Below are 544 nucleotides of genomic sequence, written 5' to 3' on the forward strand. Positions count from 1 at the left end.
AGAGAAAGTTGTGCGACTGGACCAAGCCCCATTTCACGGCGTTTGTTATGGTATGTATAACGAAAGAACCAAGAGCGCGTATTGTCTTTTCGAACATTCAACCATAGCCCTGCTCCATCACAGTATTTACCTTGAGAAGCAGACTTGACAAGCAATGCTGATAATCTATGAATCCCCCTCACTTAATTTCCCTTCTCGTCCACCTTTTCACACATTGCTCGTCCACCTTTTTGGGTCCACCTTTTAGACCACCTTAATTTTTTGATTTGAGATTTTTTCTTTAATTCTTAATTTTTTTATTGGAACATAAAAAATTATAGACATCAATATGTTCTTGCACATATTTACATAACTTGATTCTTGTTGCTAAAGCCCTGTCTGCCGCTTCTGGGAACACAACAAAATAAAGCGGATTATTTTTATCCTTCGCATGTTGCTCTGCATAAACAGCGGCTTCCTCTGGTGGCGTAAAGATGCCATTAAAGGATACATGCACTTTGCCATCAGAGCCTTCTTGCAAATGCTGCTTTTCTTCATCCGTTAA

Annotated in this window: 1 protein-coding gene and 1 pseudogene; both read right to left on the reverse strand. The window is 39.5% G+C overall.

Annotated features, from left to right (window positions below; genetic code table 11):
- Positions 1 to 182: Arm DNA-binding domain-containing protein (locus ACFINU_RS10395; protein WP_375619094.1), on the reverse strand; the 182-nt coding region annotated here is incomplete at its 3' end.
- Positions 183 to 280: 98 nt separating this feature from the next.
- Positions 281 to 544, reverse strand: a pseudogene (locus tag ACFINU_RS10400) (hypothetical protein); the annotation flags it as partial.

Origin of the sequence: Bartonella sp. AC130YNZD (assembly GCF_042196865.1) — a bacterium.
GTDB lineage: Bacteria > Pseudomonadota > Alphaproteobacteria > Rhizobiales > Rhizobiaceae > Bartonella.